At 45.4% G+C, this 23,461-nt stretch carries 13 protein-coding genes and 2 pseudogenes; 11 read left to right on the top strand and 4 right to left on the bottom strand.

Annotation, left to right across the window (positions count from 1 at the left end; translation table 11 throughout):
• The 4 genes and pseudogenes from MiSe_RS36925 to MiSe_RS52310 all read left to right on the top strand — a co-directional run.
• Positions 1-1,166 (top strand): CHAT domain-containing protein (locus MiSe_RS36925; protein WP_226589821.1); only part of this gene is annotated, 1,166 nt, incomplete at its 5' end.
• 49 nt (positions 1,167-1,215) lie between these two features.
• Positions 1,216-1,551, top strand: a pseudogene (locus MiSe_RS36920) (DinB family protein); the annotation flags it as partial.
• A 289-nt stretch (positions 1,552-1,840) separates the two neighbouring features.
• Positions 1,841-2,539: a hypothetical protein gene (locus MiSe_RS36915; RefSeq protein WP_226589815.1), complete on the top strand. Its 699-nt coding sequence runs from the start codon at positions 1,841-1,843 to the stop codon at positions 2,537-2,539.
• Positions 2,540-2,710: 171 nt separating this feature from the next.
• Positions 2,711-3,016 carry a hypothetical protein gene (locus MiSe_RS52310; RefSeq protein ID WP_307731611.1) on the top strand — a complete coding sequence of 102 codons (306 nt, stop codon included), beginning with the start codon at positions 2,711-2,713 and terminating at the stop codon, positions 3,014-3,016.
• A gap of 193 nt (positions 3,017-3,209) precedes the next feature.
• On the opposite strand, the pseudogene MiSe_RS36905 reads toward MiSe_RS52310, so the two are convergent.
• Positions 3,210-3,668, bottom strand: a pseudogene (locus MiSe_RS36905) (RNA-guided endonuclease InsQ/TnpB family protein); the annotation flags it as partial.
• A 1,225-nt stretch (positions 3,669-4,893) separates the two neighbouring features.
• Between MiSe_RS36905 and MiSe_RS36900 the strand changes: the two are divergent.
• The 4 genes from MiSe_RS36900 (at position 4,894) to xseB (ending at position 12,532) form a co-directional block, all read left to right on the top strand.
• Positions 4,894-6,813 (top strand): AMP-binding protein, encoded by a 1,920-nt coding sequence (locus MiSe_RS36900; RefSeq protein ID WP_226589812.1) that lies wholly within the window; start codon positions 4,894-4,896, stop codon positions 6,811-6,813.
• A 56-nt stretch (positions 6,814-6,869) separates the two neighbouring features.
• The gene (locus MiSe_RS36895) at positions 6,870-10,856 is read left to right on the top strand and encodes a non-ribosomal peptide synthetase (RefSeq protein WP_226589810.1); all 3,987 of its coding nucleotides are present in this window, start codon (positions 6,870-6,872) and stop codon (positions 10,854-10,856) included.
• A 130-nt stretch (positions 10,857-10,986) separates the two neighbouring features.
• Entirely contained in the window at positions 10,987-12,222 is a 1,236-nt protein-coding gene (gene xseA, locus MiSe_RS36890) for an exodeoxyribonuclease VII large subunit (RefSeq protein WP_226589807.1), read from the top strand.
• A 49-nt stretch (positions 12,223-12,271) separates the two neighbouring features.
• Positions 12,272-12,532, top strand: a complete 261-nt coding sequence (xseB, locus tag MiSe_RS36885; protein ID WP_226589804.1) for an exodeoxyribonuclease VII small subunit — start codon at positions 12,272-12,274, stop codon at positions 12,530-12,532.
• Between the two features lie 146 nt (positions 12,533-12,678).
• On the opposite strand, the gene MiSe_RS36880 is transcribed toward xseB, so the two are convergent.
• From MiSe_RS36880 to MiSe_RS36870, 3 genes are all read right to left on the bottom strand, one after another.
• Positions 12,679-17,607, bottom strand: coding sequence for a GAF domain-containing protein (locus tag MiSe_RS36880; protein WP_226589802.1), 4,929 nt, complete (start codon positions 17,605-17,607; stop codon positions 12,679-12,681).
• 536 nt (positions 17,608-18,143) lie between these two features.
• The gene (locus MiSe_RS36875; RefSeq protein WP_226589799.1) at positions 18,144-18,671 is read right to left on the bottom strand and encodes a peptidoglycan-binding domain-containing protein; all 528 of its coding nucleotides are present in this window, start codon (positions 18,669-18,671) and stop codon (positions 18,144-18,146) included.
• Between the two features lie 631 nt (positions 18,672-19,302).
• Positions 19,303-20,553: a DNA double-strand break repair nuclease NurA gene (locus MiSe_RS36870; RefSeq protein WP_226589796.1), complete on the bottom strand. Its 1,251-nt coding sequence runs from the start codon at positions 20,551-20,553 to the stop codon at positions 19,303-19,305.
• A gap of 399 nt (positions 20,554-20,952) precedes the next feature.
• Here MiSe_RS36870 and MiSe_RS36865 point away from each other — a divergent pair, with 399 nt between their 5' ends.
• The 3 genes from MiSe_RS36865 to MiSe_RS36855 form a co-directional block, all read left to right on the top strand.
• Complete coding sequence (locus MiSe_RS36865; RefSeq protein ID WP_226589794.1) at positions 20,953-22,932, top strand: leucine-rich repeat domain-containing protein; 1,980 nt, start codon at positions 20,953-20,955, stop codon at positions 22,930-22,932.
• Between the two features lie 97 nt (positions 22,933-23,029).
• Positions 23,030-23,227 carry a hypothetical protein gene (locus MiSe_RS36860; protein WP_226589790.1) on the top strand — a complete coding sequence of 66 codons (198 nt, stop codon included), beginning with the start codon at positions 23,030-23,032 and terminating at the stop codon, positions 23,225-23,227.
• 14 nt (positions 23,228-23,241) lie between these two features.
• A partial coding sequence (locus tag MiSe_RS36855) for a hypothetical protein (RefSeq protein ID WP_226589787.1) occupies positions 23,242-23,461 on the top strand: 220 nt, incomplete at its 3' end.

Here is a 23,461-nt window from a genome sequence, read left to right as displayed (position 1 = left end):
TCCGGCGTTCCCAGGCAGAGCCGTGGTCACGAGGCGAAAGTCCGTTAAAACGGACTAATTCTCCGGTATTTACAGTCGGTTTCAACCGACTTAAGCTATTAGCCTGGGATTTGAATCCCAGGTGGGTTGCAGATACAACTGAGCTGTCTGTTTCACAACTAGCCCGCCCGGAAATAAATTTCCGGCGTTCCCAGGCAGAGCCGTGGTCACGAGGCGAAAGTCCGTTAAAACGGACTAATTCTCCGGTATTTACAGTCGGTTTCAACCGACTTAAGCTATTAGCCTGGGATTTGAATCCCAGGTGGGTGGCAGATACAAACCAATCCAATTCTTACACGCCTTTGTTAGTCCAAAACGAAATTGTTACTCTCCCTTCTATATCTACAGTTGCGATTCAACGTCGCCAACTGCAAAATCGTTCCCCAGTCGCCAAAACGATCGCTGTCATTGCCGATCCGATTTTTAATCTCAAAGATCCTCGCATTGCAGGTAATCCACCCGCACAAACTCCGGATACACTATCTAATCTTAACCTGAATCGCGCGGCTCGGAACTTAGGTTTAGGGGAAGGGGGAGGTGGCAAAATATTCGATCGCCTCGCATATACTCGCGATGAAGCTAATAAAATTCTCGCCCTGGTTCCAGAAGCGCAACGTTTCCAAGCTTTTGATTTTAATGCTTCTCGCCAAACCGCAACTAACCCCGATTTAGCCCAATATCAAATTATCCACTTCGCCACTCACGGATTAGTAGATCCAATCGCTCCTGAATTATCAGGTGTAGTGCTATCTCTTTATGACCAAAAAGGCAATCCCTCAGATGGGTTTTTGCGCCTCCACGATATTTTTAACCTGAATTTACCGGCGGAATTGGTAGTTTTGAGTGCTTGCGAAACCGGCTTGGGTGAAAATGTGAAAGGTGAAGGTTTGGTGGGCTTGACAAGAGGCTTTATGTATGCTGGGGCGAGGCGGGTGGTGGTGAGTTTGTGGAGTGTGAATGATGCGGCGACTTCGGAGTTAATGGCGAAGTTTTATCAGAAGATGTTGCAAGGGGGACAAAATCCGATAACGGCTTTGAGAGAGGCACAATTAGAGATGTGGAATTCTGCAAATCGGCAGTCTCCTTATTATTGGGCGGCGTTTACCGTGCAGGGAGATTGGCGGTGACGCAAAGAAAGACGCAAACACCAAAGTTTCTAGGAAAAATCGTCGCTTTCGCGCGTGGATGGGACGCTTCACCGGACAAAGTTTTGCGGGTAAATTGGGTCATGATTTATATTCCAATTTCGACGAACTTCGCAAACAGCGAGAATTGATGGAGCGGCAAATAATTGAATGGTCGAAGACGCTTTCCCCAGAATGGCTGGATCAACCTTTTGAATATACCAGCAATGTGGATGGTAAAACTCGCGTTCTACCAACTTGGGTTTTGGTGACGCATATGTTTAACCATCAAACTCATCATCGCGGTCAATTAACGACTCTGTTGAGTCAATTGGGTTACGATCCGGGAATTACCGATCTGCCTTGGTTGCCAAGTTTGTCCGATTAAAATTAAGGGTTTGGCTGTGAGTTCATCAATTGTTCTTTGAGGGATGGCGTTAGAATTATCAGAACTCTGACAATTTGTATATAACTCAAGTTGCTAGTTATAAACTTTGGCTTTGCTAATTGCTAATTGCTAATTGCTAATTGCTAATTGCTAATTTCAGCTCCATTTAAAATATAAAATTAACCAGCCATTAGCCATTAGCCGCTCCCAGAGAGATAACTAGCAACTTGCGTTATATAGCTGTTTCTGTTTACAACAACATATTTATAAAACATATATCGATATTTTAATGCAACTGCATCAACAAAACCCATCCCAAGGATATGATGCCCAAGCACTCCACGCCAGCGAAAGTTCTCGCGCCAGAAGTCTCCTCGAACTCCTCAGCGAAGCTAAGGCAGATATCCGCCAAGGCGTTGACCCCAAACTGTTAGAACAAGAACGCAGTTTGCCACAACAACTCAACGCCTTTGAACATCGCAAATATCAACTTGTTAGCAGTCAGCATACCGAACAAGAACTCGATGAAATTAAACAAAAAATTGACACCGTTCTCGCTCAACTCAAACAACTCGAAGCCCAAATTCGCACTACCAGTCCCCGCTACGCCGAACTCAAATATCCCGAACCCCTAAACCTACAACAGATTCAACAACAGGTACTCGATGACGATACTCTAATTTTAGAATATTCCCTTGGCAAAAAGCGCAGTTATCTCTGGGCAGTCACCAAAAACAGCATCCCCAGTTACGTACTTCCCCCTCGCAGCGAAATTGAAGCCGCCGCCCAAACTTTCCGCCCATCTCTCACTCGCAATAGTGCCGCTAATTTAGCAAGCGAACTGCCACTGAGTCAGATGCTTCTCGCCCCTGTCGCCAATCAATTGGGAAACAAACGTTTACTGATTGTTGGGGATGGGGTATTGCAATATGTTCCCTTGGCGGCATTGCCGATTCCTGGGAATATAAAGATGTCGGTTTCCCATTGATATCATCGGGAAATCAATGATTCAGAAGGCTTTTCGTTTCTCCTCTCACCCCGCCCGGAAATAAATTTCCACAGCTATAGCGAAAGTCCGTTAAAACGGACTAATGCTGAGGTATTTCCAGTCGGTTTCAACCGACTTAAGCTATTAGCCTGGGATTTGAATCCCAGGCGGGTGGCAGATACAAACGAATCCAATTCTTACACGCCTTTATTAATCCAAAACGAAATTATTACCCTGGCTTCCGCTTCTACAGTTGCCATTCAACGCCGAGAACTGCAAAACCGCCCCGCTGCTGCTAAAAAACTGGCTGTTGTTGCTGACCCCTTTACCCATTATTTGGAAATCAATATCCTCAAGGAATACCGTTCCAGCCTGGTCGCAAAGATGATGAGCAGTTTTATAATGGAAATTCTTCCTCGTGTGAGTGATGTGGTTATGATGTCTGGCAACCTTGAGCCGAGCTTTCTCGTAGTTTGATCACCGTTTCTTCTTCCTAGATAACCCAAGTTGCTAGTTATAACTTGTGACAGCGGTAATTGCTCGCTTGCTAATTGCTCGCTTGCTAATTGCTCGCTTGGGTTAACAGGCTTTTGCCTTCTTGACAACTACCCATTAGCCATTAGCGATTAGCCATTACCAGTACCGCTTGATGTAACTAGCAACTTGCGTTAGATAACCTGCGTTGTAGCACTTTAAGCCGACGCAAGCTTATCCACAAACAATCGCGGTCTACTGATAAACTCTTTATCCCAGGTTGTCAAAAACTTCTCCAATCCCAGGTCAACTCCAATAGCATGACCGTGAGGTTGTGCTTGACTATTCTCACTTGCTTGATCGCAAATCCCTCTGGGATTGGTCGATGTAGGTTAATCGGAATAGAACCAAGTTTTGGTAATGCAATCTGCCATCCTGTAAGGCAATTGGCTTTCACCTGGGGATACAGGATAGATTTGAATTGTCCATACTTTTTGCATCTGGGAAAACCATAACCCCTCTTCAAAAAGAAATCCCAGGCATCATAAAGTCGCCTGATTGTTGTTTGCAGCACCTGGGACGGAACTTCCGACAATTTAGGATATTCCTTTTTGGCTTTAGGGAGAACATTCTGCTGAAAGTAATATCCCGGAAATACCCCCACCGAAAGTTAAAACAGATTTTAAGTACATTGACTCGTTGACAAAAGACACACTGTCTTAATTCGGAGATGAGCAGTCCGGTTCTGAGAGGGGAAATTAGCGACAACGCTTTCGCCCTACCCAACTGAAATCCCGGTCTTGTTCAAACAATAAAACCGTTCTTTTTTTCCATATATAGGCTACGACTGGTAGTTGTTTTCGTATCTCTGTTGGTTTCCTTGCCAATAAGCTTGGTATTTCATATCGTTGACCGTTGCATCGGAATTAATCCCTGTAGGAGCAATTAGCAATTAGCAATTAGCAATTACCCAGAAAGGCCGATCATTCCGATGCAACCGGATTTGATATCAGAGGGAAGCTGGAAGGGCTTTGCCCTTTGATCGTAAGCCTTTGGCGCGCTTGTCGCCCCCTGAACTGCTAAACTCCTCTAACCGATTCCACAACAACTATCTGTCGCTTATCAGAGTGAAAGGTAATTTTTTATACTCTTAATTTTATAGCTGCTCTCTCTGTTGCTTTTTGCTCAAACAAGTTGCATAAAGCTTTAGAAGATATAGGTTAAAACCAGGTTCTGTATAAACTCGCAGTCGGAAGATTTGGTAAATACACGCTCCTACAAGAGTAAATTTGACTATGTAATATTTTGTAAATTTAGACTAGACACTCAAAGGTTTATTTGTTAAGTTGGGCAGAAATAAATAAAGTTTACGGGCAAGTAAGTCACCGCTATTGGCTTTCGCTAATTAGTTTAACACGAGAGCAAAATTAAAGGCTTAAGTTATTTACAAGGTGGCTTGTTTGAATTAACATAAATATGTTTATACTGATAATTAACACAAGATTTTCACACTGCATCTGTAGCGGATGCAGCTAATCGCTGCTGATAGGAGGAATTCATGTTCGTACCTTAATCCTACTTTTTTAAACACCATAGCAAGAATTTCCTTAGCTATTTACGACATGGCAAGGCTTTTAGTCTGAAAGCTATTTAGTTAGGGTTAAGTGCTACGGGTTCCTCATTTACCCTGAAAATGTATCCCAGGGAAAGTGCCGATTTTTCCCTTTAGCCTTTGAGCTAAAGGTGTTTGCCTATCGCTCGACTTGGAGTGGAGGTTTCTGGATCAGTTTGAGTGAAGTGGAAGCCCCAAGGCTAAATATTCTATCAGTAGAAGGCTGCACATTGCTGTAGGAAACGGATATGACACGGCGATTCGTTCGTTGGAAGAGTTAATTGATGAGCTAGCAAGCGATCAAGTTTTAGCGAAACAGCAAAATTTAGATGAGCGAACCTATTTTCCGCGCTCGCAAAGGCTGTTGGCTGGAGGTATTCTCTCTTTTAATTGTTGTGCCTGCGATATGGATGCTGTTGTGAGGGGTTTGGATTTTGGCTCGTACTGCAATCGATTGGGTTTAGCAAAGTTGGCGATTGGGAGTGAGTTGTTGGTTGTCTCTAAGGTGGAGGTTCTTGCTCAGAAGTCAGAGTCGCCTCCGGGGACGGTAACGGCAATTGAACCTGGTTTTTTGAGGGTGGCTACAGCAAGTTACGATATCGCGCTGCGTCAGGTGCTGACGATGGATGGTCAAACGCAATCTCTTTCCGATCTGGTTGACAGATTTGGGTTACAAGTTGGGTATCGGTTTGGTGAGATTGAGTCGGATAGGACAGAGCGGATTGAGCAGTTGCATGGGTTAATTGCTCAACACGAGGCTTTTTGGGTAGAGAGACTGGGGGCGCTACAACCGATTGCGATTCCTCATGCACAGCGGATGGCGTTGCGTTTGGAACCGAAGCGGTATGGGTGTGTAAAGATGCCCGTATCGGATGGGGTGACAGCTTTTTTGACCCAGCGTTATCCGGATTGGAATCCGGGGGTTCCTTCTGCGATCGCGGAGTTAGTGAGAGCGAAGCGTATTCCTGATGGAGTCGGCACGGTTAACTTGGCAGGGGAAGCTTTACCCTTACAGGTGGTAGAACTTCTCTATCAACAGGAAACGATTCAGGAGGTATTCAATCTTGACGGACCTTCTGAAGATACGGTTTATTCAACTTATGCTTTAGTGAGGCAAGACGGTCAAAAAGCTCCACCGATTGGTCGTCCGATTGCTAATACGCAAACTTATATATTAGATGCCGATCGGCAGCCTGTTCCTATCGGTGTACCGGGCGAACTGCATCTTGGCGGGGCGGGTTTAGCGCGGGGTTATCTCAACCGTCCGGAGTTAACTGAGCAGAAGTTTATTTCCCATCGCTTTAATAAGGAACCAGAGGCACGTCTTGATAAAACTGGAGATGTAGTTCGCTACCTACCGGATGGTAATATCGAGTTTCTCGGTCCGATTGACCATCAGGTGAAAATTCGAGGCAACCGGATTGAATTGGCAGAACTTGAGTCAGTTTTGGGGCAACACCCCAATCTGCGGGAAGTCGTGGTGACGGCACGAGAAGATGTACCGGGTGACAAGCGCTTGTTTGCTGATGTCGCTCGCAACCACAAACAAGGTATTATTGTCAGGAAATTGCGCCGCTGCCTCAAGGACAAGCTGCCGGATTACATGATGCCTTCTGCCTTCGTGCTGCTTTCTAAGTTGCCTCGGACTCCCAATGGTAAGGTCGATCGTCGCGCTTTACCAGCGCCCGATCAGGCTAGACCGGAGTTAGAAGAAACCTTTGAGATACCTCGGACTCCTGTCGAGGAGGTGCTAGTGGGAATTTGGACCCAAGTGCTGGGGTTGGACAAGGTTGGTGTTCAAGACAATTTCTTTGAGTTGGGGGGTCACTCGCTACTGGCGACCCAAGTGATTTCTCGGGTGCGGGATGCTTTTTCTGTGGAGTTGTCGCTTTACAGTTTGTTTGAAGCACCGACTATAACTAGCTTGGCTGAGAAAGTTGAGGCGGCGCGTCGGGAAGGGGTGGGTTTACAAGCACCGCCGATTTTGCCCAGAACAATCGAAGATCAGCTACCACGCAATGCTTTTTATGGGAATGGAGAGCCGATTGAAAATACAGTATTAGATCAAAGTGGAATTTATCAGAAAACAGCTGTTACTTTATCTTGGCAAAAAGGGGATATTTTAATGCTGGATAATTTTTTGGCATCTCATGGTCGTGAAATTTTGTATAATCAGGAAAAATCTTAGTGGCTATGGCGGAACTATTGAAAAACGAAAGTGTGTTTTCAGAAAGAGGTGCAATCATGGAAAAGGAAGTATTTGAGCTTGAAGGGTTTGGCCTTTATATTGAACAAAAGCGACTCTGGCTGTTGCAAAAAAATAGTTCAGCTTATCGTGTACAGTGTTCTATTTCCCTGGAAGGAAAGCTGGAAAAAGATATTTTGAAGAAAGCTTTGCATCAAGTCATCACGTGTCATGAAATTCTTCGTACAGTTTTTCGTCGCTTACCAGGCATGGATATGCCGCTTCAAGACATCGTAGAAAGGATGGTACTCTCATACCAAGAATTAGATATGAGGGATTTAGGAGAGGGAGAACAAGAAAGTAAAGTTGATGCTGTGTTCAGAGAGCAAGGAAACTTATCTTTCGATTTTGAACAAGGGCCACTGGTGCATTTCCATTTGCTAGTTCTGTCAAGCAATAGGCATGTTTTAATGGTCAATATGCCTGCGATTTGTGCAGATGCTTGGAGTATGAATAATCTAATCGGGGAAATCAGCAAGTGTTATAATCTATGTCTTGAAGGGAATGAAATAATCGAGCAACGCCTGCAAGATATTCAAGTTTCATCAGGGCAAAATGAGTTGGTTGAAGAAGATGAAGTAGCAGCAGGAAAAGAGTACTGGAACAAGCAGCAAGTATACAAACTTCCTGATTTGTTACTTCCTTTTGAAAAAAAGTATGTTGAAACATCAAATGCTGTTTTCCATAGATTGCAACCAAACTGTATTATTTTACAGATCAAGCCCAATCTAGTTAAGGAAATTGAGAGCATCGTTAGAAATCAAGACAGATCGATTTCAGCATTCTTGCTGGCGTGCTGGCAAGTTCTGCTCGCGAGGCTCGCAGGAATATCGGAAGTGGTTGTTCATACTCTCTTTGATTGTAGAAGCTCTAAAGAGTTGCAGGAGTCAATTGGTCTTTTCGCTAAATATATACCTATTTATACCAATTTTGAAGATGATATTCGATTTAGGGAAATTTTAGAAAAAATTAGTAATTCACTGGGGAATCATTACCCATGGCAAGAATATTTTATAGACAAAGAGAATAGTGAAAAAGACAGCATAAATAGTCGATTATTTCCCATAGGCTTTGATTTTGAGCAATGGCCAGGGGAACAATATGCTGGCGGTGTGAGATTTTCAATAGAGAAAAAGTACGTCTGTACAGATTGGTTCAAGCTGAAAGTATCCGGCATTCAAGCCAATGGTTATTTGAATATAGAGTTTCACTACGATCCAACATTGTACGAAAAAGAGCAAATTCAGCGGATTGCAGATGAGTTTGAAACGCTGTTAAAAAGCGCTGTGAAGGGTCCAGAAAAGCTAGTAAGCGAGTTAGATATTCTCAGCGAGATCGAAAAGCAACAAGTGCTGGTGGAGTGGAATGATACCCAAACAGATTATGCACAGGATGCTTGTATCCATCAGCTATTCGAGGCTCAAGTGGAGCGGACACCGGATGCGGTAGCAGCGGTATTTGAAGACAAACAGTTAACCTATGGGGAGCTAAATCGCCGTGGGAATCAGCTAGCGCATCACCTGAGGGCGCTCGGAGTAGGTCCAGAGGTAATTGTTGGACTATACATGGAGCGCTCGCTGGAGATGTTGGTTGCACTGCTAGGGATCCTCAAAGCTGGGGGAGCTTATCTGCCCTTGAACTGCGCCAACCCGCAGGATCGTCTAACTTTTATGTTGGAAGATGCTCAAGTACCAGTGCTTTTGACCCAGAAGCGTCTGACGACTCAGTTACCCGCTCTCGGAATCAAAACAATCTGCCTGGACTCTGAGTGGGAAAAGATAAACCAGAACAGCGAAGAGAACTTGCTCAGGGAAGTAACATCTGAGAACCTAGCCTATGTAATCTACACATCGGGTTCTACAGGTAAACCTAAGGGAGCCATGATTCAGCACAGATCCGCAGTGAACTTAGCGACGGCTCTGAATAAGGCTATATACAGCCACCAGCGTTCTCCTCTGCGGGTAAGCTTGAACGCACCTCTGAGCTTTGATGCTTCAGTTAAGCAAATTCTTCAGTTACTCAATGGTCATACTCTCTACATTGTGCCGGAGGAAGTACGGCGCGACAGCAATGAATTGCTGTCTTACTTGAGTCGTCATGCACTGGACGTTTTGGACTGCACTCCCTCTCACTTGAAGCTTTTACTCGCTGCCGGATTAACCCAGATACCAGAGCGGGTTCCGGCTGTGGTGTTAATAGGTGGAGAACCGTTGGACAAAGCCACTTGGAAACTTCTAGCCAACAGCGCACAGATCAGTTTCTACAACGTTTATGGTCCAACAGAGTGTACAGTCAACGCCAGTGTGTGTCACGTACAAACAGCGCCAGCACAGCCGACAATTGGTCGTCCCCTTGCCAACGTGCAGATATATATTTTAGACTCTCATCTTCAGCCCGTGCCGATCGGTGTTCCGGGTGAGCTGCACATTGGCGGTGCTGGCTTAGCTCGGGGCTACCTCAACCGCCCCGAGTTGACAGCTGAGAAGTTTATTAATCACCCCTTTAGCCAAGAACCAGGGGCGCGACTGTATAAAACGGGGGATTTAGCCCGCTACCTGCCCGACGGCAACATTGAGTTTCTCGGTCGCATCGACTATCAGGTCAAAGTACGGGGCTATCGTATAGAGTTAGGGGAAATCGAGAGAGTGCTGGAGCAACACCCATCTGTACGGCAGGCGGTCGTCCTGGCGCGGGAGGATGAAGCTGGTGACAAACGTCTAGTAGCGTATATCGTTCCCAAGCAAGAGCAGCCATCTCCAGCTGACGAACTGCGCGGGTTCCTGAAACAGAAGCTGCCCGAATACATGGTGCCAAACGCTTTCGTTTTCCTAGATGCCCTGCCCTTAACCCCCAACGGAAAATTAGATCGCCGCGCCCTACCGGCACCTGACCAAACCAGGCAAGGGTCAGAAGCAAATTTTGTGGTGCCGCGAGACGATTTAGAACTACAACTGACAAAGATTTGGGAAAAAGTTTTAGGCATCCAGCCTATCGGCGTGATGGACAACTTCTTCGAGTTGGGAGGGCACTCCTTGCTAGTTGTAGCCCTGGTCGCTGAAATAAAAAAAGCCTTCAACAAAAATCTCCCCTTGGCTGCCGTCTTCCAGGCACCGACAGTTTCGCATCTGGCCAACATTCTCCGCCAGGAAGGATGGTCGGCGTCAAGTTCCTCATTAGCGGTAATTCAAGCTGGTGGAAGAAAGCCGCCTTTGTTCTTTATCCACGTACTTGGTGAAGGTCTTGAATACTGCCGGAACTTGGCACGTCATCTAGATCCTGAGCAACCAATTTATGGACTAGCAGTAGGGATAATGGATGAAGTTTCCCAGAATTTGGTTGAGAACCTGGACACTTACTACATCAAAGAAATGCAAATGATTCAACCGAATGGTCCTTATTTTCTAGCAGGCATAATGTGCGGAGGCAGGGTTGTCTATAATATGGCTGAGCAACTCCACGCACAAGGTCAAAAGGTGGAGCTGCTAGCCTTGTTAGGTACCCTAAGAGATGAGAATACCATCAAAACATTGTCAGTCCAAGATTGGGTTGCTGCCCACTGGAATAACTTTTCCCAAATTGGACATGCCTACGTTTTGAACAAGATGAAGCAGAATATCCAGAATGTCAAGAGTAGGCTAATGAGTATTTACTGCAAGTTTTACGAAAGTATGAGCCGTCCTTTACCTCAAGATTACCAAGACTTCGCTTATCGCCAGGGAAAAAGTGAGGGACAAAGGTTTGTATTTGCACCACAGGTCTACCCGGAACGAGTGACCCTGTTCCGGGCTATGGAGGACATTGACTTCTTAGAACCTGACTTGGGATGGAGCGAACTGGCTGCTGGAGGATTGGAGATCCATGATGTTCCTGGCGACACCTTTAGCATGTTACAAGAACCTCACGTAAAGGTGCTGGGTGAAAAATTGCGAGCTTGCATAGATCGGGTGCAGGCGGATGATTTAGCCCAGATTCCGCCCCAGCACTGAGACCCGTTTGTCTGCGATAACGAAGATTTGGAGATTGGCGCTAATGATTTGATATCCTGGACATTTGAAGAGGACAGGGAGATGCACCGGACGCTAAGGACGCGGGGAAACCCCATAGCCTCAACATAATATGAATGATTTAATTGCAGATGCGCTAATTCCCGAAACAGCTATATCAGTCGCTGGGTTGACCGATTATATCCGCTTCCTACTGGAGCAGGATGACCAACTGCGGCAAGTTTGGGTATTTGGGGAAGTTTCTAGTATCAATCGCCATCGAAGCGGACTGTTCTTTACGCTGCAAGACTCTCAGGGAAAAGCAGCGATTAGTTGCGTTGTATGGACGAGTCAAATTGATAGATTGGCAACGCTGCCGGTGGCGGGAGAACAGATAATTGTTTTGGGCAGTATTCGGCTATATCCGCAACGGGGACAGTATCAAATAACTGTTTGGCAAGCGTTACCCGCTGGAGAGGGGTTGCGAAGTCTGCGATACCGTCAGTTGCGTTCTAGACTGGAAGCGGAAGGTCTGTTTGCGCCGGAAAGAAAGCGAAGTCTGCCAACGCATCCTCAAACTATTGCTGTCGTTACTTCGCCGCAAGCTGCTGCTTGGGGAGATATTCAACGCACTCTCAAGCAGCGATATTCGGGTTTACAGGTACTATTTTCACCGGCTCAGGTGCAGGGTGAGCAAGCGCCACTATCGATTGTAAGGGCAATTGAACGGGTGGTGCGCGATCGCCGCTCGGAAGTAATCATCCTATCGCGGGGAGGTGGCGCGGTTGAGGATTTGGAGTGTTTTAACGACGAAAGGGTGGTAAGAGCGATCGCAACCTGTCCGATTCCCATTGTCACAGGTATCGGACACCAGCGGGATGAGTCTCTCGCTGATTTGGTGGCAGATGTTTGCGCCCATACTCCCACAGCAGCAGCTGAGCTTGTTGTACCAGAAATAGCAGAACTTTATATCGAACACAAGCAACGCATTGCTGATTTGTACGAGGCAGTGCAACAACGAAAGCAGGCGGCGGAAGGTAAAATAGAACAGTTGCGATCGCGCTTGCTCAGGTTGCGGTTACATAGGCAAGTTGAACGGGAAAAAGAGGCGATCGCTCTATTGCGTCAGCAGCTGATACAATCAACCAGGCGGCGTCTCGAACAAGCTACCCAGCGCTGTCATCTGCTACAGCAAAAGTTGGCTACTCTCGATCCTCAAGCTGTTTTGCAACGCGGTTATGCCGTCGCCAGGGAGGAAGATGGGAGTATTGTTCGTTCATCGACTGAGTTAGCACTAGGACAGGAGTTGTTGATTCAGTTGGGGCAAGGGCGGGTTAAGGTTAAAGTTATTGAAATTTTGGATAATTGAACCGCAAAGGCACGAAGAACGCGAAGAAGAAGATTAAAGAAGGTTTTTTATGGTTAAGTCTAGGAATTCTTCTAGTTTAAATCGGGCTGAAATGCCTGTTAAACAAGATTTTAATTATGAAGAAACGGTGGCGAAAGTAGAAGCAATTATAGCACAAATTGAAGCGGGTAATTTGGATTTGGCTGCTGTTTTTGACGAGTTTACAGCAGCGGTTGAATATTTGCGTCAGTGCGAAACTTTTCTGCAAGAGAAACAGCAAAAAATGGATTTATTGATTGAGACTTTGTCGGATACACCAGAGTCTTTTTGAGTGGCTAATGGCTGGCTAATGGCTAATAGCTAATGGCTGGAAGGGATATTAGCAATGAGCAATTACCACCAAATTGAGTTGGCTAATAGCTAATGGCTAATGGAAGCGATATTAGCAATTAGCAATTAGCAATTAGCAATTAGCAATTACCACCGAAGTTTTTGCCGTTCAAGTTCTAAAGCGGCTATTACCCGTTGATATTCGGTTTCTAATTGCGCGAGTTGTTCGGGGGAAAAAGCAATCGCTCCAGATCTTCCCATGAATTCCAGTTGTTTGCACAGTTGGGTAAAGGTGTTGGCGCCAAAGGTAGCACTCATCGACTTCAAAGTATGAGCCGCTATGTCTAGTTTAGCTGGATCGGGTTGTGCGATCGCTTGCCGGATGTTTTGCATTAGTTCTGGAGTTTCTGCCAAGTAACCATCGATCATGTCTCTGAGAAATTTATCGGGATGATCTGGGACTGCACTGCGGAGATTTTGCATCGCATTTTGATCTAAAATCTCAGCCACGTTGCTATCTTTTGGATTAATGGGTTGACATCTGCTCAAAGCTGTCTTAAGGTCTTCCAAGCGAATCGGTTTGGTGATATAATCTTCCATTCCCGCCGCGAAACACTCTTGCCGATCGCTTTCTAGGGTACTAGCAGTCATGGCAATAATTCGAGGACGAGAACCATCTACCCATTGTTGACAGATACGACGAGTGGTTTCTAGTCCATCCATTAAGGGCATTTTCATATCCATCAGCACGACATCGTAGGAGTTGCGCTGCATTGCTTCTAATACCTCTACACCGCTACTGACCACATCTGCTTCATAACCTAATTGCTTGAGCATCCCAGCGGCAAGTTTTTGGTTGAAAATATTATCATCTGCCAACAATATCCGCAAATTGGTAATTGGTGATGCGTAATTGGTGATGGGTAATTCTTTTAGAGCGTTATCGATGACTGATGAACGATTGCTCTGTTCGGCGTAAGTATATTGTACGCCTAAATACTCTGCCATTTTTTCCAAAATAGTGTTTTCTTGAAATGGTTTGCGAACAAAATCATCGCAGCCAATAGACAAGGCTATCATGCGTTCTTCTTCAAAGGCATTGGCGGTTAAAGCAATGATGATGGGTGGTTTATTCCAATTTTTAGCTCTAATTTCTTTAGTGGCGGCATAGCCATCCATTACAGGCATCCGCATATCCATCCAGATTAAATCGGGTGACCAGTTTTCTACTAGCGCGATCGCTTCTTCTCCGTTGGCTGCTTCTTTGACTTCAAAACCGAGGGGTAAAAGCAGTTGGACTAATAACTGACGATTGGCCCATTTATCTTCTACTACTAAAATTCGGTAAGTCGGTTTTCCGGGTGCTAAACCGATGATTCGATGCTCAAATTTTGCCAGCTGAATTTCAGAACTTTCAGCCGATTTAACTTGAATGTGGAAGTTGAAGCTGGTGCCAAGTCCTACCGTACTCGTAACGCTAATATCTCCCCCCATCAATCTCACGAATTTACGACTGATAGGTAATCCCAAACCGCTGCCTTCTTGCGATTTTCGCCCGGTTTCGGTTTGAGCAAATGGTTCAAATAAGTTGTCTATTTCTTCTGAGGCAATACCTGGACCTGTGTCTTCAATTTCAAATTGAAGTGTCAGTTGGTTTTTGCTATTGAGAGGGGACAAGGGACAACTAACTACTGACACTCTTAGAATAACAATTCCTTGCTGCGTAAATTTAATCCCATTCCCCAATAAATTAATTAAAACTTGGCGGAGTTTGCTTTCGTCGGTGCAGATATATTGGGGTAAGTCGGTGGGGCGAGCGAAAATCAGTTGCAGGCTTTTTTCTGCGGCTTTTATTTCGAGCATGTCTTGGATTGAGTCCAGCAGGCGATACAGATCGAAGCTATTTTCATTTAAGGTTGTTTGACCAGCTTCGATTTTGGACATTTCCAAGACATCGTTAATTAAGGTTAGTAAATGCTCGCCGCTGCGGTTAATAATGCTCAGGTTTTCTTGCTGTTCCAAGTTAAGAGAATCATCGCGACTCATCAATTGGGTAAAGCCTAAAATGGCGTTGAGCGGCGTCCGCAGTTCGTGACTCATGTGCGCGAGAAAGTCGCTTTTAGCGCGGTTAGCTGCATCTGCGGTTTCTTTGGCTTTTTTCAGTTGTGCTAGCAATTGCGCTTGTTGTAGTGCGACTCCTAATTGGTTGCCCAACTGAGCCAGTAAGCTGACATCAATTGGTTCCCAATGACGGGGTTCTGAATGTTGGTAAGCTGCTAATAATCCCCACAGTTTTTCACCAACAAAAACGGGAACGACGATGTAAGCTTTGATTTGAAATTGTTGGAGAATTTCGATGTGGCACTCGGTCAGTCCGGCATTATAAATATCGTTGACGGCAGTATTCTCGTGGTTGCGAAATCTGCCACCAGCGGTTTCTTGCATGTAGCTATCAACCCAACCAACGTTATGGTTTTCTTGCACGAAAGGTATCCAACCTTCGGCGACTGACTCGAAGACAAATTCGCCATCCCAGTTGGGTTTGAACTGATAGAAGGCGACGCGATCGCATTTGAGAATTTGTCGGACTTCTGAGGTAGTAACTCTGAAAATAACGTCAATGTCTAAGCTGAGGCGAATTCTTTCAATCATCCTGCCGAAGGCACGTTCCCGTTCGGCAATTTTGTTTTGTTGCTCTTTTTGTGCCTGTACTTGTGTGAGTAATGCTTGCAGTTCTTCTGATTGGTTTTGCGCTTGTTTCAGTAATTTGGCTTGTTGCAGTGCTACCCCTAACTGAACGGCAATATGGATGACAAATTCAATTTCTTTTTCTTGCCATTGGCGGGGACCAGAGCATTGGTGAATGCACAGCAATCCCCAAAGTTCCTCTCCTTTCAACAAAGGCACGACCAAATTCGCTCTCACCTGGAACCGCGACAAAATTGCTAAATGACAATCTTGCATTCCCATTTCGTAGATATCGTTTGCTGCCCATATCCGCCCTTTTTGATAGTATTGCGAGACGTTGTTACCAAAACAGTGGTCTTTAACTTTGGCGGCGATCGCTGAAGCAAAATCAGGTAAAACATCCTCGGCGACAAATTCGCTTTCACAGTAGTCAGTGCCGGGAATAAAGCGCGCCATTGCCACTCGATCCGCATTTAGCAGTTGACGCACTTCGGTGGCGGTGGTTTGGAAAATGGTGTCAATATCTAAGGTTTGGCGAATTTTTTCGACAACTTGGGCGATCGCTTTTTCCCGTTCTGCTTCTGCGGCTAATTCGTTCCCTCTTTGGCGCAACTGAGCTTCTAGCGTTGTTGCCAGTACGGTTGACTTTTGTTCTGCCTGTCTGAGTAATTCTGATTGCTGTACGGCGACGCCTAACTGACTGCCTATTTGAACCAAAAAATTAATATCTGCTGCTTCCCAATGTCTTGGCTCGGAATTTTGGTAAGCTGCTAGCAATCCCCATAACTGCTGCCCTTGATAAATGGCAATTATGGCGTAAGCTTTTGCTTGGATGCTCTCAAGTACTTCAAGATAGCACTCAGAAAATCCGGCTTTGTAGATATCGTCAACAACGCGAAATCTCTCGCCTCTGCTGTAGGAACCTCCCCCAGTTTCTTGCATGTAGGTATCGACGATTTGAGGATTGGCTAACAGTTTGACGCTACATTCGTTGATGCTTTGGCGCAGTTTTGGGTTCTCTATCTGCTGCTGGAATATGGAGAGCCAACCTGACGCAACTGATTCTACAACAAATTCGCCGCTCCAGTCGGGTTTGAAGCGATAAATCCCCACTCGATCTGCTTTAATTAAGTGGCGCACTTCAGAAACGGTGGTCTGGAAAATTGCGTTAATGTCGAGCGATCGCCTAATCTTGTCTATAACGGCTGCAACGGCTTTCTCTCGTTCCAAGGTTTTAGCCAACCGCTCTGATTGCATCCGCATTTCTTTAACTGCTTCTGCCTGCTGCAATGCTAAACCCAACTGGTTGCCAATTTGCGTCAAAAACTTAATTTCTCTTTGTTCCCAGCGACGCGGTTCCCCATCGTGGTAAGCTGCTAACAACCCCCACTGTTTTTCCCCTACAAATATCGGTGCGACGCAATAGGATCGCAATTGTATCTGTTCTAGTAATTGATAAACATCATCGACGGCAAAGCTTTGCTTAGGATGCGCCAGAAAGGAAAACAAAGGAAATAAAGCCGAAAACTCACCTTCGCTCTCCTGATTAAAGCGATGAACTGTCACGCGATCGCACTTGAATAGCTGTCTCGCTTCTGCGGTTGTAGTTTGGATAATCGCGTCAATATCCAAATTAGCGCGGATTTTGGCAATCAACTCCTCTAAAACTCTTTCCCGCTGCTCTTCTGTGGCTAATTCTTCTGCTTGTTTTTGCAATTGCTCTGCTAGCTTTGTTTCCAATTTTGCGGCTCGCTGTTGCGCCTCTACCAGTAATTCTGCCTGTTGCAGTGCTACTCCCACTCGCGCTGCAATTTGGGTTACCCACTCAATTTCCTGCGCTTCCCATTGCCTTTTGTTCGCACATTGGTGAACGCACAGCAACCCCCATAAGCGATCCCCCGTATAAATCGGTGCAACTAACTCGGATCTGACCTGAAACCGGGTCAGCATTAACAGATTATAATCGCATCTCTGAGCCTGATAAATATCGTCGGTTGCTCTTACATTTCCTAACTCCCAATCCTTAGCATCCCCATTACAGAGACTCTCAACTGCTTCATTCAATACCGAAGGCCATTCAGGTAACACATCTTCCGCGACAAATTTACCCCCATGGCAAGAGTCTGTTTCAAAGCATAATATTGCTACCCGTTCCGCCTTAAACAGTTGGCGAACTTCTTTGACAGTTGTCTGAACAATACTCTCCCGATTAAAACTTTTCCCAATTTTGCTTATGGCAGTTAACAACGCTTTTTCCTGACTTATTTGAGTTGGTATAGGGATGACAACCTGTTCTAATTCGGCAACCCTTTGACCCAATCTTGTCAGTTCTTGCAGCAATGTTTCCACAGTTTTTATCTCTAAATTTACAGACTTCGTCTTTTCCATTTTTTTATACTCCATTTATTTTATTTACTCTCTCCTAAATAATTACCTCTATTGCTTTATTTTTATACTTTCCTAATCAATCTTTTTTTTATCAATTTTTCAACGGCAAATAATCAGCTGTTCAATTTCATTCCCAGCAGCCTAGTTGTCAACAAAAAATGCCCGCTATATTTGCCCCATCACCCCTTTTTTTCTTCTTTATAAATATTTTTTGATAATTTACTATATCTTAGGTTACATAAACTTACCCAACTTCTGCAACTTCTCAACCCTCCCCATTTGGCAGAATTATCAGGAACTTGGGTATTGTTATCGTAGAGATAGATGAAAATTACATAGATAATTTTTTCTGGTGTGGGTAAAAAAATCCCTCGGAGAAACCCGGTTTCTTTGGGTAAGTCCCGAGATAGATGAAAATTACATAGATAATTTTCTCTGGTTTGGCTAAAAAAAATACGATGCCAGAGCGTTAAAATAACTTGGTTGTAGGTTGGATTCGGGTAGTTAATCAAAACCCAACCTAAGCGCCAAATAGCTCACCACCAGCGGCGAGGATTGAAAAACCATCCAATTTGTTTAGGAGGAGTAGGCAAAGGGCCACGACCTCGCAATACTGTCCAGGTGATGGGATCTATTTTACCGTTGGCTCTTAACTTATGTTTTTTCTGAAAAGCGATCGCTGCCTGTTCGGTATCACCATCAAACATACCACTGCGGCGAACGTTATAACCCAGGACTTGCAACAATCCTTGAAGTTCGTATACATCAGCACCCGTATGTCCGATTCTGAGGATGCGAGCTCCGGGTTGGACGGTTGTCTTTAATGCTACCCAAGTCTTGGCATCTACGACGCCATTAATTCTCAACCCTTGTTGCCGTTGAAACGCCTTCACCGCAGCTTCTGTCATGCAACCAAAGTCCCCATCTACCCTCAAGTCGAAACCATGAGCGCGCAGAAGCTCTTGCAATTGGGCTACCGCAGGGCCACAATCCCAAGGATATAAGTCCGGACCTGTTAAAGCATCGGCAGCTTCGTGGATTAATCTCAAATTAGTAGCATTCATGACTATATCCCCCCTGTGAGGTTGTTTGCTAGCTTGCAAGCCTTTTGATACAATATTTACCTGCCGTACATATACGGTCAGCAAAGTTAGCAGCGTCACCTTGTCCCACGAGCAGTGCTAACAAGTAAAAATTACGCTCGGTATGGGCGATCGGCTTTACCCCGAAGCGCGATTGTGTGTAGCGGTTATTCAGGGAAACAGTATGGCAGCGCCAGACTTGAAACAAATCTTATCAAACATAGATTAAGGAAGTGCGATCGCTCAGATCTTGCACCAGTTGCGATGAACCGACGGGGAATAAATTAAGAGTCTAATAGCTAAAGTCGGATAAATCCGACTAAAAAACGGCGGGACTTAGGCAAAGAAACCGGGTTTCAAGGAAAAATCTTCGACTGGGAAACTAGAGATCCCAGCTGGAAACAAAGGTGATACGATCGTCGTGGGTAAGTCCTGAACGGGTGTGGTTATGTACCACCCCTAAAACAGTTTTCCGTCCACTTAAGTGGACTTCAGTTACTCGTTGTGGGATTTTAATCTCCAAGCAAACTGGAAGTACAGGTGCAAGATCTTAGATGGGAAACAACGACGCCTGTAATAGAGAAAATCCCTATATTTCTGCGTCTCTCCCCGATTAAGCGATGCTTCCTCGCTTGCGAGTTTCTTTGTAAGAAGTGCCGACGTTTCTTAAACCAGCTTTGATCATTTGTTGTTCCAGCATCGCAAAGAAACGCGCGCGATCGCTCCCGGTAACCACCGCCTGATTGTGCGCCTCGGCAAGTGTTACAGGATAACCATAACCTTTCTGCACTTGCGCCAGCATCAGACTTAAGGCTCGATCTAACATCACCGCATCTTCTGCTACCCAACCAGGCATGTCAATCCGCGCAATTTCCGCCCCGACATGGACATAGCAAAAATAAATACTCTGCCCTTTTCCGTACAAATCCAAAATCTTCGCCCCACTGCGCCACAACGGACTGCGCTGTCCCGGTTGCAGTTGAGATAACCAAAACCGAGTATCCCGTAAAGGGTCTAAAACTTGGCAGGGTAGTTTGTCTAAATTATGACAAAAAGTTTGACAGTTAGGCACCGGGTGCGGACAAACCGGCAAACGTAAAAAATTCATCGCCTCGCTGCTTCTAGAAGCACTGAGATACCCTATGAGGGGAATTCCAGCAGTGCGAATTTGTTCCCAAGCTGCAAAAATTGGGGTAAGGATGCGAGCCCGCGCCTCAGAAGGCAACTGTTCCAAAAACCAATAAATCAGCGACCCATCCACCATCGCCAAAGTAGGCACAATCGATTTTGGATTGGTAATTGGTAATTGGCAATTGGTAATTGGCAATTGAGAATTTTCCCCTCCATCTTCTTGACTTTTTGCCCAACTCGTGCATAGTTCAGCCAAAGCTACAGTTTCGGAGGCAGTACGCCAATAACCCAACCATTCTTCGATGCGAATACCCCACTGACGAGAGATATTGAGATCGTCAGCTTTGTAGAAAACTTCTGGGAGGCTATCCATAAATGGATGGCGTCCTTGACCGTAATGCAACACGACTCGGCCTATATTAATCAGATAGCAATAGGCAATTTCGTGGTGACTGGGAGTCATTTGGGAACCGTCGGTAGCGATGACGGTGTGAGATTTTGGCGGAATAGGAATTTCGACGCGGGTATCCAAAGGTTCAACAGGTACGGCGGCGGTGAAAATGAGGCGATCGCGCCACTGCTGTTGTCGCTGGACTAATTCCGATTGTTGAGCTTGCGATCGCCACAGCAATTGCGTTGCTAATTCCAATCTTTTGCGAGAAGCAGCAGTCTCAGCATTCAGGTGCTGACTGATACCCTGCATTTGCCGCGCCACTTTTGTTAGGTCTAGCATAGGATTAAAGAATTACAACACGCTTAGATGCTAGCTTATCCGAAAAAGGTATCCCCGGGTCAACAATGGTTGATTTTACATCGTGGAACCAACGATTAAAATCGCGCCTATACAAACAAAACCTGCCTACGCAGGTTTAAATACCTTGCTTTTCTTATAGTCCGCGCAGGCGGACTTTGTTTTCTCCGGGTCAACAATGGTTTATTTTACATCATGCAACGAACGATTAAAATCGCACCTATACAAACAAAACCTGCCTACGCAGGTTTAAATACCTTGCTTTTCTTATAGTCCGCGTAGGCGGACTTTGTTTGTGTAGCCGCGATTTTAATCGTTAAGGCATATGCGGGGATATAAATCATCCAAATTAAATACACGTTTATAAAATACCGTTGCCTTATGTCCGAACAAAAGCCAAACCAGAACCCAACATTCAGCAGCTTTGCTGACTGGTGTTTAAACAAAGACAGCATATCAAAAGAGGCAAGGCATACCGTCGAAGTGCTGTTAGAGTATGCTAAAACTTCTGATTGCTATGAAGCGGATCGGATACTTTCAAGCTGTACTGAACTTAGGATTTCTGGCTATGACTCCATTTCCGACATTCGTCCACTGTCAACCTTGACCAACCTAACCAAACTTAGTATTTCTAGCTATACATCCGGCGTCATTTCCGACATTCGTCCGTTGTCAACCTTGACCAATCTGACTGAACTGCAGATCTCGAACAGTCAAATTTCCGATCTTAGTCCGCTATCAACCCTGACCAACCTGACCTTCCTCAACCTCTACGTCAATCCAATTTCTGACCTTCGTCCGCTGTCAGGACTGACCAACCTGACCTGCCTGAATCTAGGTCACGGTCGAATTTCCGATCTCAGTCCGCTATCAACCTTGACCAACCTGACCAGGCTGTGTATCTGTGACAATCCAGTTTCCGACTTGAGTCCACTGTCAACTTTGATCAACCTGACCAGCCTAGAGATCGGCGAAAATAAGTTTGACGCATTCGGCTACGAGTTCAGCGATCAGATTTCTGACATTCGTGCGCTGTCAACCCTAACCAACCTGACCTACCTGAATCTCAATGACAATCAAATTTCTGACATTCGTGCGCTGTCAACCCTGACTAACTTGACCTACCTGACTCTCAATGACAATCAAATTTCTGACATTCGTGCGCTGTCAACCCTGACTAACTTGACCGAACTGACTCTCGATGACAATCAAATTTCTGATATTCGTCCGCTTTCAACCTTGACTAACTTGACCGAACTGACTCTCAGTGGCAATCAAATTTCCGACATTCGCCCGCTGTTAACCCTGACTAACTTGACCAACCTACATCTCTATGTCAATCAAATTTCCGACCTGAGTATATCGTCGCACGCAGAAAAGTGGCACACCCTCTCCCAAAAGCCAATCGATCGTCAAAAAGCAAAAGAAGCCATAAAATCTGCCTACGCAGTTATTGGCAAAGCAGAACCTGAGATTATTTTTTGCAGTAGCCCATCATACGCAGCTATTGCGTCATTACGTCCATGTGAGAGCTTGGGAGAACCACTACCAGAGGAATTGTTTGAATTAACAAGAAAACTACTGAGTACGGAACTGTGGGATTCTTTATGTTTGCTAATCGTATTTCAACCCGGACAGGAAATCAGAGAAAAACTGGGGGAAAAGTTGTATGATGACGGCTTCAAGGTAGGGAGTTACATTACCCCGGAAGACCTGATTACAACGATCGCCGTGACTGAATACTGTGTCTCTAAATTAGGTTGCGTACTCGATCTAAAAACACAGGAAGCGTTTCATTGCCTCAACCAGCTTTTTGAGCATTGCGGCTGGATCTGGGCTTATGAGAAGGTTTGTATTGTATGCGATCGCCCCACTCAACTCTTTTTCGACAATCAAAATCGCCTCCACGCCGAAGGAAAACCCGCAATCCAGTTTTCCGATGGATACAGCTTATATTCTTATCATGGAGTAACCTTACCAGAAAAATACGGCAAAATACACCCAAACAATTGGCAAGCAGAATGGATTTTATCTGAAAAAAACGCCGAACTCAGACGAGTGCTAATTCAAGCCATTGGTTACGCCCGAATTTGTCAGGAATTAGAAGCTGAAGAGTTAGATACTTGGCGAGAATACACCTTGCTAAAAATTGAAGCAGATATTGACGGATTCGATTTGAATGATTTTCCTCAAAATCATGAAATTCCTCAAAAAGAACCAGTTTATTTATTAAAAATGACCTGCCCCAGCACCGGACACATTCACGCCTTGCGCGTACCACCCGATATGCAAACTGCACGGGAAGCAATTCGCTGGGTAAATTGGGATATCGATCCAGAAGAATTTTCAGTCGAAACTTGAACTAAGTAAGTGTGTATAAATCAACTGAAAACTGGGCAGGCAAGATGCCTACCCCACAAGAAACATCACTCTCTTGTGGGTGAGGTGGGCAGGCAAGATGCCTACCCCACAAGAAACATCACTCTCTTTTGGGGTGGGTGGGCAGGCAAGATGCCTACCCCACAAGAAACATCACTCTCTTTTGGGTGAGGTGGGCAGGCAAGATGCCTACCCCACAAGAAACATCACTCTCTTGTGGGTGAGGTGGGCAGGCAAGATGCCTACCCCACAAGAAACATCACTCTCTTTTGGGTGAGGTGGGCAGGCAAGATGCCTACCCCACAAGAAACATCACTCCTCTTGTGGGTGAGGTGGGCAGGCAAGATGCCTACCCCACAAGAAAAATTACACTCTTGTGGGGTGGGTGGGCAGGCAAGATGCCTACCCCACAAGAAACATCACTCTCTTGTGGGTGAGGTGGGCAGGCAAGATGCCTACCCCACAAGAAACATCACTCTCTTGTGGGTGAGGTGGGCAGGCAAGATGCCTA

It is taken from the genome of Microseira wollei NIES-4236, assembly GCF_020521235.1.
In the GTDB taxonomy this organism is placed as follows: Bacteria; Cyanobacteriota; Cyanobacteriia; order Cyanobacteriales; family Aerosakkonemataceae; genus Microseira; species Microseira wollei.
The sequence above is the reverse complement of the archived record's forward strand: the minus strand, read 5'-3'. Positions and strand labels throughout refer to the sequence as shown.